Below are 17,173 nucleotides of genomic sequence, written 5' to 3'. Positions count from 1 at the left end.
TCTGGGTTTCGCCGAAGTAAATGTGACCCACCCGGGTCGTTGATCACGCGGCTACTTTCGTGCTGGCCCGCGTGCCTGTTTGTCCCGCCTTTCTTTTGTCCTTTAGTCGATAGCTCTCGCCGCTGATTTGCACGATATGAGCGTGATGCAGGAGCCGGTCGAGCATTGCAGCCGTCAGCGTCTGGTCATCGGCGAATGCTGTCGCCCACTGTGTGAACGGCAGGTTGCTGGTCAATACGATTGAGCCGCGCTCGTAGCGTTTCGCCACGACATTGAAGAATAGGTTCGCCTCCTCCCGTCCAAATGGCAGATAGCCGATTTCGTCGATAACCAGCAGCCGGGGTCCAATGACCGCGCGATTGAAGAACTCCCGCAGGCGGTTCTGCTGCCGGGCAGCGGCCAGTTGCATCATCAGGTCAGCGGCGGTGATGAACCGCGTCTTGATGCCGGCCTGCGCAGCGCGGTAAGCAAGCGAGGTCGCGATATGCGTCTTACCCACCCCGGATGGTCCGAGCAGCACGATGTTCTCGGCCCGTTCGACGAACGCCAGACTTGCCAGTTCCTGAATCTGCGCACGTGGCGCGCCGCTGGCGAAGCTGAAGTCGTATTGCTCAAGCGTCTTGATGCCAGGCAACGCTGCCAGCTTCGTGAGCACCTGACGCTTGCGCTGCTCGCGCGCGCCAAGTTCCGCTTGCAGAAGTTGTTCAAGGAAGTCGGCCATACTCGAATCGGTCGTTGCATTGCGTTGTGCAAGCGGCGCCCAATCGGTCGCGACGCAGTCCAGCTTCAGTTGTGCGCATAGCGCGCCAATCCGTTCATGTTGCAGATTCATGCTGCGACCTCCAGCAATGCGTCGTAGACCGCTAGCGGATGCTGCAGGCTCTCGCGTGGCAGCACCCGTCGGTTGTCTGGCGCTGCGAGCGCTGGCGCCTGGGTTGGTAACGGCAGGAGCGCCGCCTGCTCCGAACAAAGCAGGACCGCCGGACGCTCACCTGTCGTCGCGTGGCGGCGTACATTGGCAACTTCTGATAGCCAACGGCCAATTTGCGCATTGGCGGCCTCAACATCAAGCTTCAACCCCGAGGACCTGAGCGTCGCGGCAAGCGGCACAACGAAGCTCTCCTTGAGATAGCGGTTGAAGCGTTCCACCTTACCCTTGGTCTTCGCGCGATACGGACGACACACCTTCGGCGTGAAGCCGTAGGTCTCAGCCAGCGCAAGCAGCTGTGGGTTCCAGCGATGCTCGCCTTCGCCGAATGCATCGCGTTCGATGACCACCGACTTCGCGTTGTCGAACAGCACATGTTCTGGCGTGCCACCGAAATAGACGAGTGCTTCACGTAGGCATTCGCATAGCGTCGCGGCGTCCTCACGCGAGGTGAAACGCACGAAACTCGCACGGCTGTAACCCATCGTCGCGACCAGCGCGAGCAATGGCTCGCGCCCTCGTCGAATAACGGTGAAATCGGCCTGCAACTGCTTGCCCGGCGCGGTTTCGAAGCGCACCACCGGTTCAGCTTCGGGACGCTTGTAGGGCATCAGAAATGCCTTGAGTTGACTGATGCCGCCTTCGTACCCAGCTTCCTGCAGTTCGCGAAGCAGGACCGTTGCCGGAATCCAGTGCGGCCGCGCGGCGGCGACGCGCTCCAGCAGATAGTCCTTAAACGGGTCGAGCTTCGTGGCTCGCGGCTCACGCTGGCTGTAACGGCTCGCCTGCTCATCCCTCAAATATCGGCGCACAGTGTTGCGTGATAAACCCGTTTGCCTTGCTATCTCACGTACCGCCGTCCCGCGCCGGGCCAATACCTTGATTTCCAATGTTTGCTCCTGAGTCAGCATCGGCGGCAAAAGCCGCCATCGTCTCCCAGGTGGGTCATGTTTACTTCGGCGCCAGGGTCATTTTTACATCGGCGCTAACAGCTGCGGCAGATCGACGTCCATCGACATCCAGAATCCGGATGAACTCACCGCCACGCCCGGTAGCGATGCACAGTATCACTGCGTGACAGAGATGGTGCTCCAGCCGGCCGATGTGTTCTTCAAGCTGATGCCGATGGAGAAGCCGCGCGCGCACCCGGAGACGGCGGTGGTCGTCGGGCCGGAGAAGCAGCCGCTGTGGCTCGATGGCTACGCGCGCGTGCGTATCCAGTTCAAGTGGGACCGGCTCGGTCAGATGGACCAGAATTCGAGTTGCTGGGTGCGCGTGTCGCTGCCCTGGCATGGCGGGCCGCATAATCACCACGCTGCAGGACGAATCACGGGTGTTGTTGCGATTTGCCGATCCGCAGGTTTTCATGCATCTGCTCTGGATTCTGCCGCTCAAGGCGCTGGCATCGATCCCGGATGGGCAGTTCAAACTCCTCCACCTGTGGGCGGCTAAATTCCCCCAGGCAGGACCAGTGGATTATGCGTCGGATTCCTCAGTGACGGCAAGCCTGGTCGCTGCTTCCCGGAGGCGATAACTCTTTCCTTCAAACTCGAGGAGTTTTGAGCGATGCAGGAGACGGTCAAGAATCGTCGAGGCCATGGTGCTGTCGCGAAGGTAGCGCCCCCAGTCCTGGACGATGCGGTTGGATGTGACGAGAATGCTGCGGCGATGCTTGTATCGTTGGTGAACAAGGGTCTGCAGCAGTTCGGCCGCGGCATCAGGGATGCGTTTGGCGAGGAACAGATCGTCAAGCACGAGAAGTTCGGGCTCAACGAGTGCCTTGAGCAGACGGTCCTGATCGGCCCGCGTTTCCACAGCATAGCCGGCGAACACGGTGTCGGACTCGACGTAGCGCACCTTCCTTCCCTGCAGGGTGGCGTTGTAGGCGATGGCCTTGGCGACGTGGCTTTTGCCGGTGCCCGTTTTTCCTATCAGCAATGCGTTGTCGCTGTCGGCGACGAACTTCAGGGTATGTAACTCGAAGCAAGCCTGACGAGGTACTTTGGGGTTGAAGGACCAGTCGAAGTCACTCAAGGTTTTTCGCTCGTCCAGACCGGACTGCTGATAACGTCGTTCGAGAAGCCTGGATTGCCGCCGATCGAGCTCGTCCTGCAGAATCATGGAGAAGGTTTCGAGGAACGGCTGCTGGCTGGCCTGGGCTTGCAGCACCCTCGTTTCCAGCGTCGCGCTGATGCCAGACAGACGCAGTTCGCGCAGCGCGCGGTCAATTTCAGCGAGGCTCATGCTCAAGAGAGATCTCCGTTGGGTGATGACATGGCGGCGCTATGACTGGCGCCGAGGGTGAACAGGTCGGCATAGTCGTCGCCGTCCCGGATGAGGTGATGTTCTTGAGTCAAGGGCAGTTCGCCCTGGATGGGCGTGTCCAGTTCAGCCAGCGCCTGCTCCAGAAGACGCTCGGTTAGCGCTTTGACCTGCTTGTAGCTGGTCACACCTTCTCTCACAGCGATCTCGCACGCCGAATCGATCAGGCGGCGGGGGTAGCGCCGGGCGAGACCGACGATGCCCCAGAGCTTGCGCTGACCGATTCTCCCTTCCGTATCGAACAGCTGCTGACACAAACGCTCGGCCGACGGCCCGATCGCCTTGGCCTGCAACAAGATGCGGCGCGTTTCCCGGGAGGGATTGAACGGTCGCTCATCGTGCGGCAACACCACTGATCCCGGCTTGTCGGCCAGAACGTGCGTGCGCAGCAATGCCTGTGTCTGGAGGTTGCGGACTTCCAGGCGACGGGCAAACTTGCGTACGAGCACCTGGCTGCCGATGAGAGCCGGTCGGGCGGCGTAGCTGCTGTGATCCACCCGTACGCACGTGTCGTCGCAGACCGTGTAGACCTTGTCGGTGAAGTATTCGAAACTGCGCGTGGGCAAAGCACCTAGATGGGGGCGCTCTTCCTCGAACATCGCCTGAACCTGGCGACGGGTGCTGCCGTGGATCCTTCTGGCCGCCCAGTTCGATTCCCATTGATCAAGGAAGGCGTTTTGCTCCTCGATCGATTCGAATCGTCGCCCCTTCAGGGCCGTGCCCTGAGTGTGCTGGATTGCGTTCTCGACGGTGCCCTTGCGATTCGGATCCCGTACGCGGGCTGGGTCCGCCACCACGCCGTAGTGAGCGAGCATGGCGGCATACACCGGATTGAGCTCCGGCTCGTACAGGTCCGGTTTGACTACGCCTTCCTTCAGATTGTCGAGAACGACGTACTGCGTGACGCCACCAAAGTGGCGCCAGGCCTGCTCGTGCAGTTCAGCCCAGACCTGTTTGCTGGACTTCCACACGACGCGGCGGAAGCTGCGCCGCGAGTAACGCAGCGTCATCACGAACAGCCGGGGCTTGCGGTATCGGTTGGTGCCCGGCACCCTGGTCAGGGCGCCTTCGCCATAGTCAACCTGCGCCTCTTCGCCAGGCATGAAGTCCAGCCGGTCGAACTGGGCCGGCTCGTGCTGACGCATTGTCCGCACGAACCGCTTGACGCTGTCGTATCCAGCGACAAAACCAAATCGGTCCACCAGATCCTGGTAGATGGCCATGGCATTGCGCCGAAGCCGCAATTGAGCCTCTATGAACTCCCGGTGAGGCTCGCAAGCTGATATCTGGCTGCCCTTTGTCGGTGGGCATGGTGGAGGAATTTGCAGCGCGCAGCCGGTGGGCACCGTGGGGGAATTTGCTTGCGCCGCTGCGAATTGCTCCTGGTACTTGCGAATCGTCTTCCGATCAACCCCGGTAACCCGGGAGATTTCCCGCTGACATTTGCCCGCAGCGACGAGTGTGGCGATGGTTGTTTGCAGATGCGGCTTCAAGACGTTCACTCCAGCCACCCCTCTTGTTCATTCTTCGAGAGGTGCAAGGTAACGTCCTGCCAGACCGCGTCAGCATCATGCTCCGCGTGTCTCTAGGTGGGGGATTTTGAGGTGCCCACAGGTGGGGGAATTTGCCCGCCCATCGGGGGCATCGATTTGCGAAGCCACGACCCGGTGGTCGGTTCCGTTCCTAGGCGGATGGTATGAAATTCAGTTCAATCAAAGGCCCGAAGCAGAATGGCAGCCGCTTGATGAACCGCGTTCAGTGGCGCTATTCAATGTCCCTCTGATCAACCGAGTTCTGACCGCTGGCCCCTTCGATGGGCCGGACGCGTACTGGCGCGATGCCACGGAAGCCAACGAATGGCTACGTGTCGCACAGGACCGGTTCGCGTTGACGAATGGCGACGATTGCGTGTCATTCGCTCAACACGCGATGAAATTCGGTGGCAAGTTCGCGACGCACGGAACCATTGCGTCGTATCTGACAGAAGCTCGGTCGCAGCCCGGAGCCTACGCATCCAGGACTAACGCCATGTCGACGCGTGAGTGGAATAGCCTGGTGGCTAATACTTAACCTACAAGTAGGAAAAACATCTTGACCAGTTCAGAAAATAATTCCGGCAGCCTTGCGAAGACCAATGCACAGACTTTGCATCTGCAGTCTCTGCCGGACCCTCTGCCGCCATTTGAACCTTCACCGGCGAACCCCTTGGACAAGGCGCGCCAAGCCGCAACGGGTACCTGCGAGTTCTGCGATAAGCATGGCTTGGCGATTTTTCCTGTTCGTCCCGGAGTCATGCATTTGGACTCCGGGGCGCCAGAGCTGCCCGCAGGTTTTCGGCCGACAGCGAACGACGGGGCGACGTTGCCCGTCGGCGGGCCTTCGCAATACACCGCGAGAACGCTTCGCGGTGGTTATTTGTACGTCTATGACGAACGCGGTTTCTGGGAATGGTACTGGGTGACGAAATTGGGGTATCTGATGAAGCTGCCCCGACCCGGCGTGCCGATGAATCCAGCCTACGCGGTAGGGCGCGAGCCGTGCGACAAGATGGGGCACAAGGAGATCGCGTCCTGTATCACTGTGAAGGACCCGTCCAATGCGAAGCGCATTTGGGTAGCATTTTCGGATGCGGAATGGACGCCTCGTGTGCTCGGGCTGCATCAGGACGAGGCGTATCGAAAGCGTCATATGCGGGAGTTCGATGTGAAGGCGTGGCTGTCCCTACAGCGCGCCGCGCACGCTAAGCCGATCACTGTGGTGAACACGCTGGTCGCTGAGTACTGTGGCAAGACGAAAGTCCAGATGTTCGCCTTCTCCCCTTTCGGGTTCAAGTCGCGCGCATCCACTTACGATGCACTGCTCGGAGCAGTGAAGTCCTGTGGTTCCGCTCCGGGCGCGGTGCTGATGCTCAACGATCCCGTTGCAGTCGCCTCGGAAGTTGCATCTCGCCTGACCGAGTTGCGCCATGAGTTCATGAGCCAAAATGATCGTGAACGCAAGCTCAGCGCGTCGACGGCTATTCTCGGTTTGCAAGCGGCGACGTCGGACAAGTCAGAGTACGACTCCCTGGATGGAAGAGATTGGTTCGACGAGGACAACCACTGGACCGTCGATGGAACAGGTCGGCCGAGGTACAACATGAAGGCGGCGACGCTGCCGGAAGTGAGTAAAGAAGAGTTGAAGACGGCAGCAAAAAATTCTTGGACTAAATATCTGGGCGACTACGACGAACAGGCGCGCGCCGCGTGGCATAAACAGTTTAAGGCGGACTATGACGCTTACCTTAGCAAAACCTTGCTGCCGCTGGCCACAGCACATGCGGCGTGGATGAAAAGCAGCCAGATGGCGCATTCTCGAGACGGTAGATCGATGGTTTGTGGAACGTGGAAACTCAAACTTCGGCTGTTTGCTTTGCATTACTGCAATGCTCGCTTTTCTCGTCATGATGTTGGTTCTAGTCATCACTCTTGGGTTCAATCGCGTTTTTTCAACAAATGACTGGTTGGTGGAAGGACTAGCGATTTCGGCTTATGTAACTTTATGGACTGTCCTGATCTGGGGCCTGACAAGAGAATCTTTCCGTTGGACACATTTTCCCATCCGCTTCAACTACCGCAATCGCATGGTGTATGTTTTCTGCCTCGATGGTGTCGTCCGGTCTGCGAAGTGGGACGACTTGTTCTTTACACTTGGCAGAGGTCAAAGGATGCCGTCCGGCCGGTACGTATGGGACATTCGAGGCCATGCTCTTAAAGCGGATCGCGAGACGGTCGAGTGGACATTCGCCTTACGGGGCGATAGCCTGGATCCGCAACAACTCAAGCATGTGTGGGAATTTGTACGGCGCTACATGGAGGAGGGGCCTGCCTCAGTCTATCGAGACGTTTTATGGTGCCACGATATCGCGACGAAGAAAGAGACCTTCCGTGCTGGCCTCAATGTACTGTTTCTGATGTTCAACGGATTGCCGATTCTCCAATGGATCTCCGCGCCGATGCTTTGGCTTACTGCAGTGGGCCGGTGGTTTGCGATGAAAACTAGCAAGATACCTCGATGGCCCGCTGACGTAGAGGCAAAGTGTTCAGTCGATGCGTTTGATCCATATAGACGCACGGCTGCTCAGAACCCGGCGAAGATCCCGACGGAGCCGGGCAGCGTTGCATGGAAGCGGATCGGTTCGTGATCGTTTTTTAGCGTTCGAGCTATGGCCAGAAGGAGGCGAGATGTGCGAACGAAGAGTTCGATCGGTATCCGGTGCATCTGCGCAGAGGCCAGATAGGATTTCTATAGATCGGTTCATGCTGCATGAAACCGGGCGGGCTCCTGATCTCGTGCTGAACAGCGCGGCTAAGAAGAGAAAGCAGAAAATGCTGAGAGATGCGAACAAGAACATATTTCCGTACATGGGTGCAATCGTTGCTCCTTCTGGGTCTCATTTATATAATGAGCCGACGAATGCACAAGTGTCGGGTGCAAAAGTCGAGTCTCTTGCGTCATTCGATCAAGGGTCGCCCCTTGCTATGGCGCCGGGGTTAGAGAGTCCTCGCGGGAACAGTATCGAACGGGCTTTGCGGAAAGTAGCGCTGCTCGACTGCGAACGCCGTACTGACCTGGTCTCCACTTGTACGGCTGAAATTTGGATGAAACTAGATGTATCAATGCCAGTGCCGAGATCTAGCCCGCCCAATATGTCGAGGGTGACTCTGGACCACGTCTATCGTGATGGCGCGTGGCATGTAGCGGATGAGGAGCGCGATTGGGCCGGGGGATTGATTGTGGACAAGTTAATGCGTGGTGAACTGTATGCCGATTAGCGGTTTGCTGCTAAGTCATATCTTCGAACATGAGCGCTTTGGTCAGAAACTATGAGTCTTCCAGTTATCTGCGTCGGTGACCGAACGGACCACGGCGGCAAGGTGATCACCGGTTCATCGACGCATAAGATTAGCGGGCGTAGTGTTGCGCGCTTGAATGATCTTGTCGACTGTCCGCAAACGTATCCCGACGGGCGTCCACATGGCATCAACAAGATCATCGAGGCGCATCCGACCTTTATAGTCGGCGGGCAGCGAGTTGCCTTGCACGGACACCATAGCGAATGCGGGTGTACGCTGATCGGTAGCACGAGCGCAACCATTGGCGATTAGTTTTTATGCAAGCGCATTCAACGACTGCACTGATGCCGGGTTAGCAGCGATGGCCGGTGGACCCAGGTTTCTGGCATCGTGAGGTTTGGTTGATGGATCGGATATTGCCCCAAATGCTGCTGCCGCAAGAGTGGCCCTCGGCACTGCAAATCGTATACTTGCAACTAGAGGCCTGGCGTTACGGCTTTTCGCCGCTTCTGCGCCGTGTAGCCGCAACTGGCAAGCGCGGCTGATGTCCGGATCGGGCCGGGCAGTAGATACTGCCCGTTCGAATGCGCGAGCGGTCATCGCTGAGACGCGCAGGAAGAAAAATCGCCGAGGGCGTACGGTGTGCGCGCCACGACGAAATGGGCTGCGCAAGTCAGTAAGAGATGCTGTGCACCAAACGGCTGGTTCGGGTGCACGAGGCGGTATACCGTCACGACGCTGAACGTCTGGGAAGCGAGTTCACGAATTCCAAGACAGACAACAGTTCCGCTCCAAGCGAAAGTGGCTTCTCAAGTATCTGGCGCAACCTACCCGCAACCACTGCCCCCGCCGGGCAGCACCGCCGCCAGCGGAGCCACCGGCCTCCCCATCAAACCGCCACGCTCCCCACATAGTTCTCCGCCAGCGCCGTAGCCGCCGCGCGCGACGTCGTCACATGCTCCAGCTCCGCCACCTGCAATCGCTGTTCGAACGGCGAGGTGTCATCGAGCTTATGCAGCATGCGCGTCATCCACCACGAGAAATGCTCCGCGCGCCAGATGCGCTTGAGCGCCGTCTCGGTGTATCGCGCGAGCTTGTCGGCGCTGCCATCCTGATAGAAACCGACAAGCCCCGCAGTCAGCACGCGCACGTCCGACACCGCCAGATTCAGCCCCTTCGCCCCCGTCGGCGGCACGATATGCGCGGCGTCGCCGGCGAGGAAGAGCTTGCCCGACTGCATCGGCGTGGAAACGAAGCTGCGCATCCCGACGATGTTCTTCTGAAAAATCCTGCCCTCGGTGATCTGCCAGCCGTCCGCGGTATCGACGCGTGCGTGCAGTTCCGCCCAGATGCGGTCGTCGGACCAGGCATCGACGGAATCCTTCGGGTCGCACTGGAAGTACATGCGCTGCACGCCCGGCGAACGCGTGCTGATCAGCGCAAAGCCGCGATCGTGCCGCGCGTAGATCAGCTCGTCCGACGAAGGCGGCGCCTCCACCAGAATGCCGAACCAGCCGAACGGGTACACGCGCTGATAATCCTGCCGAATCGCTTCCGGAATCGATTGGCGCGACACCCCCTGGGAACCGTCGCAACCGATGATGAAATCGCACTCCAGCTCTTCGTCCCGTCCTTCGTGGCGATACTTGATGCGCGGGCTCCGATCGCTGTTCTCCGCGAAATCGTGAAGCGAGACATTCGACACGTTGAACTTCAGCGCGCCGTTCGCCGCCACGCGCGCCGCGACGAGATCCTTGATGACTTCGTGCTGCGCATAGACCGTGATCGAGTGACCGGTCAGTTCGGTCAGCGCGATGCGCCGGCGCTGCCCTTCGAACGCCAGCTCGAAGCCATGATGCAGCGCGCCTTCCGCCTGCATGCGCGCGCCGAGACCGGCTTCGTTGAGCAGGTCCATCGTGCCTTGTTCGAGCACGCCCGCGCGAATGGTCGATTCGATGTCCTGCCGGCTGCGCGCTTCCAGCACGACCGATTCGATACCGCGCTGATGCAGGAGATGAGAGAGCAGGAGCCCGGCCGGGCCCGCGCCGACAATGCCGACTTGAGTACGCATGAATGTCTCCGTTGCGTCGTGATGTTGTGCGTACAGTGTCGGCAACGCGGCCTTATGCCGCAACGCGATACGGTGGATAGCGCCTATCGGCAATCAGGATAAAGGCCGGAAAAGCGCTTGAAATCGGGTCCGGTGCTTGCTGAATGAGGGTTTATCCCGACTCTTCATCAGCGAGGACACCCATGAACACCAATGCTTATCCCACGCCGCCTTTCGCGGAGCAGCAGCAGGACCGCACGCCCGGTCTCACCGCACCGATGGACCCGAAGCCCGATCACGGCGAGCAAAGCTACAAGGGCAGCGGCAGGCTGGCAGGAAAAGCGGCGCTCATCACCGGCGCGGACAGCGGCATCGGGCGCGCAGTGGCGATCGCTTATGCGCGGGAAGGCGCGGACGTCGCCATCGCCTATCTGGACGAACACGACGACGCAAAGGAAACCGCGCGCTGGGTCGAGGAAGCAGGGCGCAAGGCCTTGCTGCTGCCGGGCGATATCACCGACCGCGAGTTCTGCAAGGAACTGGTCGCGAAGACCGTCGACGCCTTCGGACGTATCGACGTGCTCGTGAACAATGCGGCCTATCAGATGACCTACGACAGCCTCGAGGAAATCAGCGACGACGAATGGGACAAGACCTATTCGACGAACATCGGCGCGATGTTCCGCATCACGAAGGCGGCGCTCGCGCACATGAAGGAGGGCGGGGCGATCGTCAATACGACGTCCGTCAACGCCGACAATCCGAATCCCGGGCTGATCGCCTACGCGAGCACGAAGGGCGCGATCCAGAACTTCACCGGCGGCCTCGCGCAATTGCTGGCCGAGCGCGGCATCCGCGTGAACTGCGTGGCGCCGGGGCCGATCTGGACACCGCTGATTCCATCGACGATGCCGCCCGAGAAGGTCAAGAACTTCGGCTCGCAGGTGCCGATGAAGCGCGCCGGCCAGCCTGCCGAACTCGCCGCCGCGTACGTGATGCTCGCATCCGACGAGGCCAGCTACGTCTCCGGCGCGACCATTGCGGTAACGGGCGGCAAGCCGATTATCTGACCGGCCTGCCTCGAGCGACGAAACTTACTCGCCCGCCGCTTCCTTCAACTGGTTGCGGCGGTATTCGCCTTGCCGCGTGAGCATCCAGCCTGGGTACTCGGACGGCAACTGGCTGACTTCGTCGAGGGCGGCGAGTTCGTCGCTGTCGAGCTTCACGCTCGTCGCCGCGATGTTGTCATCGAGCTGTTCCACGCGCTTCGCGCCCACGATCACGCTCGTCACCACCTGCTGATGCAGCAGCCACGCGAGCGCGATCTGCGCGACCGACACCCCCTTGCTCTCCGCGATACGCCGCATCACGTCGATGCAGTCGTACGCACGTTCGACGTTCACCGGCGGGAAATCGAACTTCGTGCGGCGGCTGCCTTCTTCCTTGCCGCCTTCGCGCGTGTACTTGCCCGACAGCAAGCCGCCCGCGAGCGGACTCCACACCATCAGGCCGACGTTCTCGCTTTGCAGGAGCGGCACGAGCTCGCGTTCGAGATCGCGGCCGGCGACCGTGTAATACGCCTGCAGTGACTCGAAGCGCGCAAGCCCGAGCCGCTCGGAGATGCCGAGCGCCTTCATGATCTGCCAGGCCGCCCAGTTCGACACGCCGATGTAGCGCACGTGACCGTGCTGCACGAGCGTATCGAGGGCGCGCAGCGTTTCCTCGATCGGCGTCGCGGGATCGAATCCGTGAATCTGGTACAGGTCGACGTGATCGAGTTGCAGACGCCTGAGGCTTTCCTTCACGCCATCGATGATGTGAAACCGCGACGCGCCGCGCGAGTTCACGCCCTTGGTGCCCGCTTCGCCGAGAATTTTCGTCGCGACGACGACGTTCTCGCGCGGCACTTTCAGGTTCTTCAACGCCTGACCGGTGATGATTTCCGAGCGGCCATCGGCGTAGACGTCGGCGGTATCGATGAAATTGATGCCCGCATCGAGCGAACGGCCGACGAGCTTGTCGGCATCGGCTTGCTGAAGCTGGCCGATGTTGTCCCAGATGCCGCCGGTGCCGCCGCCGAAGGTCATCGTGCCGAGGCACAGCTCCGAGACGAACAGGCCGGTGTTGCCGAATTTCTTGTAGCGCATGATGGGCTCCTGTGTGAAAGGTGGGCGAAACCGTCGAAAGGCGCCTTCGCGAAAATTGACGAGCGTTCGCCAGCCCGTGCAGTATCGTCCGTCAACGCGGGCCGTTCATAGCCTGATCCTGTCGGATCATTGCCTTTTCCTGCAAACGCGGGGCCGCCGCGCGCGCACGATCGCGCCCGCGCGAGTAAGCTATCGACACTCTTCCACGCTTCTCTCCCCGCGGACACCATGGCGCTGAACGACATGCCCGGCCTCGCCGGTAAAGATGCTCACGATTCACCTCCCGACACCCGCCGCAACGGGCCGCTCGACGCCGCGCTCGATCAGGCGCGCGTCGACCTGGTCTCGCTGCTCGACCGCTTCACGGCCGGATGCGAGGGCTCGCTGGAAACGCCGGTGCCGGGCGTGTTCCTGCATCGCATCACGAATCCCGGCGGGCCGAAGCCCGGCATGCAGACGCCCGCGCTGGCGCTGATCGCGCAAGGCAGCAAGCGCGTGATGGTCGGCGACGATGTCTACGTCTACGACCCGATGCACTATCTCGTCTCGTCGGTCGATCTGCCGGTGATCGGGCAGGTCACGGCCGCGAGCGAAACCGAGCCGTATCTCGGCATGAGGCTCGATCTCGACGTCGAGGAAATCACCTCGCTCATTCAGGATCAGAACCTTCCGCCCGCGACCCAGGCCGATGCCTCGCGCGGCCTTTACGTGAACCGTCTCGGCACTTCGATGCTCGATGCCGTGCTGCGGCTGCTGCGGCTCATCGATACCCCCGAGGACGTGCCGATCGTCGCGCCGCTCGTGAAGCGCGAGATTCTGTATCGCTTGCTGATGAACGGCTCGGGCGCGCGCCTGCGCCAGATCGCGCTGCAGGACAGCCAGACGCAGCGAATCGCGAAGGCCATTTCGCTGCTGCGCCGGCACTTCGACCAGCCATTGCGCGTGGAGGACATCGCAAAGGATGTGCATATGAGCGTGTCGTCGCTGCATCATCACTTCAAGGCGGTGACCGCGATGAGCCCGCTGCAGTATCAGAAGCAGTTGCGCCTGCAGGAAGCCCGCCGGCTGATGCTGCTCGATATCGCCGATGCCGCGACGGCGGCGCATCGCGTGGGATACGAAAGCGCATCGCAGTTCAGCCGCGAGTACAGCCGGCTTTTCGGCGCGCCGCCGCTGCGCGACACGCGGCGCTGGCGCGACGCCGCAGCCGGCGCGTGACGGCATGAGCGGGCGCGGATTTATTTCATCGCTTGTGGAATAGACCGGCCGCGCCGGACGTTCCACGAACACTCCACCGTAGCGCGACGTAAAGGAAGATGAGATGAACAGGCAAATCGGGTTGGCGCTGGCCGCTGTCGCGGCCGTCGGCTGCATCGCGTCGGAAGCGTTCGCGGCGGCGCCGAAGGAATCCAACGGCGTCTTCGTCGACGAAAACGGCATGACGCTCTATACCTTCGACAAGGACACCAAGGGCAGCCCGAGCGCATGCACCGGCGGTTGCGCGCAGGCGTGGCCGGCGGCGATGGCGGCCGGCTCGGATCAGCCGAGCGGCAAATGGACGCTCGAGTCCGCCGACGGCGGCAAGCAGTGGGCGTATGACGGCAAGCGCGTGTACCGCTTCGCGAAGGACACGAAGCCCGGCGACAAGAACGGCGACAACTTCCGCGACGTGTGGCACGCGGTCAAGCCCTGAGCGTCGCGACGCCCGCGCGGGACGGCTCGGCATCGCCGCGATGAGCTTCGAGAGCGATCTCCTCGCGCACCTTCCGCAGTTGCGCCGTTATGCCCGCGCGCTGACGGGCGATCGCGCGTGGGCCGACGACCTCGTTCAGGACGCGACGGAACGCGCATTGAATCGCGCGAGCGCTTTTCGCTCGGGCACGAACCTGCGCGCGTGGCTGTTCACCATCATGCGCAATCTCTATATCGATCAATTGCGCGGACGCCGCGACATCGCTGTCGACGATGAAACCGCGCCCTGGCGGCAGATGGCCGCGCCGCGCGGCGAGGTCGACGGACTCGTGCTGCGCGACGTGCAGCGCGCGCTCTATTGCCTGCCCGTCGAGCAGCGCGAAGTCATGTTGCTCGTATGCGTCGAAGAGATGAGTTATCAGGAGGCTTCGCAGGTGTTGAACGTGCCAGCGGGCACGATCATGTCGCGTCTTTCGCGGGCACGCGAGCACATGCGCGTGCTGCTCGGGGAAGAAGCGGGACGCAAGGCGTCGTCGCTCAAGGTAGTGAGCCGGTCATGACGAATCACGAGCACGCATCTCACGGCAACGAGCGCGACCTTCAGGCGCTGTCCGCGTATATCGACGGCGAACTGAGCCACGAGGAACGGGCCGCCGTCACCGATCGCATCGCGAGCGATCCCGCCAGCGCAGCGACGGTCGGCGCCTATCGCGCGCAGGACGACGCATTGCGCGCGCTCTTCGCCGCCGATGAGCCGCAACCGCAAGTCATCGTGATGCGCCCGCGTGCACGCGGGCGTTATCTGCTCGCGGCGAGCTTTCTCGTCGTCGGGATCGCATGCGGGTATCTCGCTCATCTGCTGCTGCCGAATCTCGGCGACGCGCGCCCGCGGTTCGCCGAACGCGCGGATATCGCTTATGCGGTGTATGCGCCCGAGCAGCGTCATGCGGTGGAAGTGGCGGCGTCGCAGCGGGACCATCTCGTGACATGGCTATCGAAGCGCCTGAACCGTTCGCTCACGATACCGTCGCTCGCCGAATACGGCTTTCAACTCGTCGGAGGGCGCCTGTTGCCGGGCGAGAACGGACCGGCCGCGCAGATCATGTATCAGAACGCGGCGGGCGAACGCCTCACGCTCTATACCACGTCGGTCGCGCGCAAGGACGCGAAGATCCGCTCGTTGCGCGACGGCCCCCGCACCACTTACTACTGGACATACGACAGCGTGGGCTATGCGCTTTCAGGGCAGATCGGTGAGACGAAGCTGCAGGCGATCGCCTACGACACGTGCAAGGAACTCGGCGGCGATCCTGCGAATTGGTAACGCAGTATCGAAAAAAACCGCAGCGGACGCTGCCCGCTGCGGCTTGAGCATCAACGATGCGCCGGTTCCATGTGACGCGGATGATGACGTTCCCACTCGGTACGCGCCCAATAGCGGTGACCGTCCCAGTAACGCTCGCCGTGCCAGCCGACCTTGACTGCATGATGCGGTTCGTGATGCACCGCCGCCGATGCGGCGTGCACGAGGCCGAGTCCGAGCGACGCGGCAACCGATGCGATCAGCAGGCTCTTCTTCGTCTTGTCGAACATCATCGTTCTCCTTTTGAGTTCATGGCTACGTTCGATCCGCGTCTTAGCGGTAGTAGTCGCGATGGTGGTGATAACCGCCGCCATCACCCGGCAGAATGATGCAGCCCGACAACGTGCTTCCCAGCACAACGCTCAGTACTGCAAGGATCGCCAGCTTCTTCATGGGTTTCTCCGTGTGAATCCATGAAGCGAAATTTAGCCGCTCGCCAAATGACAAGCCGTGATCGTTTGTAAGCAAACGTGTAACGTGAAATATTTACGAAGGCGGCTGCGACCGGCGAGGCGCACATGTGGACACCGCCCACATGTGAAGCGGGCGGAGCAGGACGCGCTATCGAGCGATCGGCTCGTTAGCGGACGATCTTCGGCTTGAGATTCGGCGTGAGCGCCACACCGACGACATGACCATCGCGCACGCCGCACCGGCTGTCGACGCGCGTCCATTGCGCCTTGCCGCGTGCTTTCGCGAACGCGCGCATCACGATGACCTGATCGACGGGAATCGGATTGCCGGCATCGAAGATCGGCGTCCGGCTGTCGATCTTCGCGGACAGCACGCGCCGGTCGGGGACGATCAGCTTGTCGTACTTGGGTGCGTCCTCGACCCAGCGGTCGAACGCCGCGACGCATTGCACGACGGTATCCGGAACATGCAGCCGGGCGAGATACGAATAGTCTTCCGATGCGTCGGGCGTCTCTTGCGCCTGAACGAGCTGGAACGCGGAAGCCGAAAGCAAAAGCGCGGCGAGCGCCGAAGCGAAAGAGAGTTTCATGCGATGACGATGAGAATGGCGGCAGACAGCGCGACGGCGCGAGGCGCATCGCGGCGCAAGAGCGATGGCGATGGCTGGCCCACGAAGCCATGCGCTTTTTCGAGATGATGCAAAGTATACCGTGCGATGTTTTTATGCGTCGAGCGAATCGTGCATTCTGAATGCAAACCGTAAGCTCGCTCGCCGCAGCTTCGGAGTGCACGTTGTATGCTTTCCTGCCGATGACGCAAACCGAGGTCTTCCATGAAAGCGGTGCGATGGTCGCAGCAGGACGGGGCAGGGCTGGAGCATCTGCTGTTCGATGCGCGGCCCGATGGCGTCGTCGCGGAGAGTGCGGTCGTGGGCGAAGACGAGGGGCAGACTTTCGGGCTGATGTATCGCATCGAATGCAACATGCAATGGCAGGTCACGCGTCTCGCGGCGCGTCTTGCGGGCGGTCCCACGCTCGACCTGCGGCGTCAGGTGGACGATACCGGCGTCCTTCAGGCATGGACCGACGCGGCGGGCGCGCCGCAACGGATGCTCGGCGACTGCATCGACGTGGACATCACGGCGACGCCCTTCACCAACACGCTGCCCATACGCCGCCTGCAGTTGCAGCCCGGCAAGCGGCGTGTGATTCGCGTCGTGTATGTGCGTGTTCCGTCGATGACCGTGAGCGTTGTCGAGCATGCCTATACGTGTCTCGAAGCGGATCGGCGGTATCGCTTCGAAGGGCTCGACACGGGCTTCGTAGCGGATATCGCGACCGACGGCGATGGGCTCGTCATCGACTATCCCGGCCTTTTCAGGCGCGTCCGGTAAAAGACGCCCGAAGCCGCGAGCGGCGATAA

At 61.3% G+C, this 17,173-nt stretch carries 19 protein-coding genes; 11 read left to right on the top strand and 8 right to left on the bottom strand.

The genetic code is table 11. The features are described from left to right. Positions 1-43: 43 nt before the first annotated feature. Both istB (P9220_RS16845) and istA (P9220_RS16840) read right to left on the bottom strand, forming a co-directional pair. On the bottom strand, positions 44-832 hold the full coding sequence (istB, locus tag P9220_RS16845; RefSeq protein WP_309766146.1) for an IS21-like element helper ATPase IstB: 789 nt from the start codon (positions 830-832) through the stop codon (positions 44-46). Further along, positions 829-1,839, bottom strand: coding sequence for an IS21 family transposase (gene istA, locus P9220_RS16840; protein ID WP_309764579.1), 1,011 nt, complete (start codon positions 1,837-1,839; stop codon positions 829-831). Before istA (P9220_RS16840) ends, istB (P9220_RS16845) begins: the two co-directional genes overlap by 4 nt. Before the next feature lie 172 nt (positions 1,840-2,011). On the opposite strand from istA (P9220_RS16840), the gene P9220_RS16835 reads away from it, so the two are divergent. After that, complete coding sequence (locus P9220_RS16835; protein WP_309766145.1) at positions 2,012-2,380, top strand: hypothetical protein; 369 nt, start codon at positions 2,012-2,014, stop codon at positions 2,378-2,380. A gap of 24 nt (positions 2,381-2,404) precedes the next feature. Here P9220_RS16835 and istB (P9220_RS16830) read toward each other — a convergent pair whose 3' ends face one another. Together istB (P9220_RS16830) and istA (P9220_RS16825) are read right to left on the bottom strand one after the other, a co-directional pair. Further along, positions 2,405-3,172: an IS21-like element helper ATPase IstB gene (gene istB, locus P9220_RS16830; protein ID WP_309765432.1), complete on the bottom strand. Its 768-nt coding sequence runs from the start codon at positions 3,170-3,172 to the stop codon at positions 2,405-2,407. Between the two features lie 2 nt (positions 3,173-3,174). Further along, positions 3,175-4,752, bottom strand: coding sequence for an IS21 family transposase (istA, locus tag P9220_RS16825; RefSeq protein ID WP_309764531.1), 1,578 nt, complete (start codon positions 4,750-4,752; stop codon positions 3,175-3,177). Positions 4,753-5,341: 589 nt separating this feature from the next. On the opposite strand from istA (P9220_RS16825), the gene P9220_RS16820 reads away from it, so the two are divergent. The 4 genes from P9220_RS16820 (at position 5,342) to P9220_RS16805 (ending at position 8,397) form a co-directional block, all read left to right on the top strand. Further along, a complete protein-coding gene (locus tag P9220_RS16820; protein WP_309766144.1) occupies positions 5,342-6,748 on the top strand; it encodes a T6SS effector BTH_I2691 family protein in 1,407 nt (468 codons plus the stop codon). After that, the gene (locus tag P9220_RS16815) at positions 6,675-7,433 is read left to right on the top strand and encodes a DUF6708 domain-containing protein (protein WP_309766143.1); all 759 of its coding nucleotides are present in this window, start codon (positions 6,675-6,677) and stop codon (positions 7,431-7,433) included. The genes P9220_RS16820 and P9220_RS16815 overlap by 74 nt, the downstream gene beginning before the upstream one ends. Positions 7,434-7,548: 115 nt before the next feature. Then, the gene (locus P9220_RS16810) at positions 7,549-8,064 is read left to right on the top strand and encodes a hypothetical protein (RefSeq protein WP_309766142.1); all 516 of its coding nucleotides are present in this window, start codon (positions 7,549-7,551) and stop codon (positions 8,062-8,064) included. Positions 8,065-8,115: 51 nt separating this feature from the next. After that, positions 8,116-8,397, top strand: coding sequence for a PAAR domain-containing protein (locus tag P9220_RS16805; RefSeq protein ID WP_309766141.1), 282 nt, complete (start codon positions 8,116-8,118; stop codon positions 8,395-8,397). A 577-nt stretch (positions 8,398-8,974) separates the two neighbouring features. On the opposite strand, the gene P9220_RS16800 is transcribed toward P9220_RS16805, so the two are convergent. Continuing rightward, entirely contained in the window at positions 8,975-10,156 is a 1,182-nt protein-coding gene (locus tag P9220_RS16800) for a 4-hydroxybenzoate 3-monooxygenase (RefSeq protein ID WP_309766140.1), read from the bottom strand. 182 nt (positions 10,157-10,338) lie between these two features. Between P9220_RS16800 and P9220_RS16795 the strand changes: the two genes are divergently transcribed. After that, positions 10,339-11,205, top strand: coding sequence for an SDR family oxidoreductase (locus P9220_RS16795; RefSeq protein WP_309766139.1), 867 nt, complete (start codon positions 10,339-10,341; stop codon positions 11,203-11,205). A 24-nt stretch (positions 11,206-11,229) separates the two neighbouring features. Here P9220_RS16795 and P9220_RS16790 read toward each other — a convergent pair whose 3' ends face one another. Beyond that, positions 11,230-12,282 (bottom strand): aldo/keto reductase, encoded by a 1,053-nt coding sequence (locus P9220_RS16790; RefSeq protein WP_309766138.1) that lies wholly within the window; start codon positions 12,280-12,282, stop codon positions 11,230-11,232. Positions 12,283-12,510: 228 nt separating this feature from the next. Between P9220_RS16790 and P9220_RS16785 the strand changes: the two genes are divergently transcribed. The 4 genes from P9220_RS16785 (at position 12,511) to P9220_RS16770 (ending at position 15,298) form a co-directional block, all read left to right on the top strand. After that, the gene (locus P9220_RS16785; RefSeq protein ID WP_309766137.1) at positions 12,511-13,500 is read left to right on the top strand and encodes an AraC family transcriptional regulator; all 990 of its coding nucleotides are present in this window, start codon (positions 12,511-12,513) and stop codon (positions 13,498-13,500) included. Between the two features lie 103 nt (positions 13,501-13,603). Then, complete coding sequence (locus P9220_RS16780; protein WP_309766136.1) at positions 13,604-13,975, top strand: hypothetical protein; 372 nt, start codon at positions 13,604-13,606, stop codon at positions 13,973-13,975. Between the two features lie 40 nt (positions 13,976-14,015). Beyond that, positions 14,016-14,534 (top strand): RNA polymerase sigma factor, encoded by a 519-nt coding sequence (locus P9220_RS16775; RefSeq protein WP_309766135.1) that lies wholly within the window; start codon positions 14,016-14,018, stop codon positions 14,532-14,534. Then, positions 14,531-15,298, top strand: coding sequence for an anti-sigma factor (locus P9220_RS16770; RefSeq protein ID WP_309766134.1), 768 nt, complete (start codon positions 14,531-14,533; stop codon positions 15,296-15,298). The genes P9220_RS16775 and P9220_RS16770 overlap by 4 nt, the downstream gene beginning before the upstream one ends. 50 nt (positions 15,299-15,348) lie before the next feature. Here the strand turns inward: P9220_RS16770 and P9220_RS16765 are convergent, their stop codons facing one another. Both P9220_RS16765 and P9220_RS16760 read right to left on the bottom strand, forming a co-directional pair. Next, positions 15,349-15,570, bottom strand: a complete 222-nt coding sequence (locus tag P9220_RS16765; RefSeq protein ID WP_309766133.1) for a hypothetical protein — start codon at positions 15,568-15,570, stop codon at positions 15,349-15,351. A gap of 347 nt (positions 15,571-15,917) precedes the next feature. Next, positions 15,918-16,340, bottom strand: coding sequence for a BspC domain-containing protein (locus P9220_RS16760; protein WP_309766132.1), 423 nt, complete (start codon positions 16,338-16,340; stop codon positions 15,918-15,920). Positions 16,341-16,583: 243 nt separating this feature from the next. Here P9220_RS16760 and P9220_RS16755 point away from each other — a divergent pair, with 243 nt between their 5' ends. Continuing rightward, positions 16,584-17,144 carry a putative glycolipid-binding domain-containing protein gene (locus P9220_RS16755; protein WP_309766131.1) on the top strand — a complete coding sequence of 187 codons (561 nt, stop codon included), beginning with the start codon at positions 16,584-16,586 and terminating at the stop codon, positions 17,142-17,144. Positions 17,145-17,173: the final 29 nt, after the last annotated feature.

Origin of the sequence: Caballeronia sp. LZ016 (assembly GCF_031450805.1) — a bacterium.
Classification (GTDB): domain Bacteria; phylum Pseudomonadota; class Gammaproteobacteria; order Burkholderiales; family Burkholderiaceae; genus Caballeronia.
Note: the sequence above shows the minus strand (reverse complement) of the source record. Positions and strands in the feature narration are given on the sequence as shown.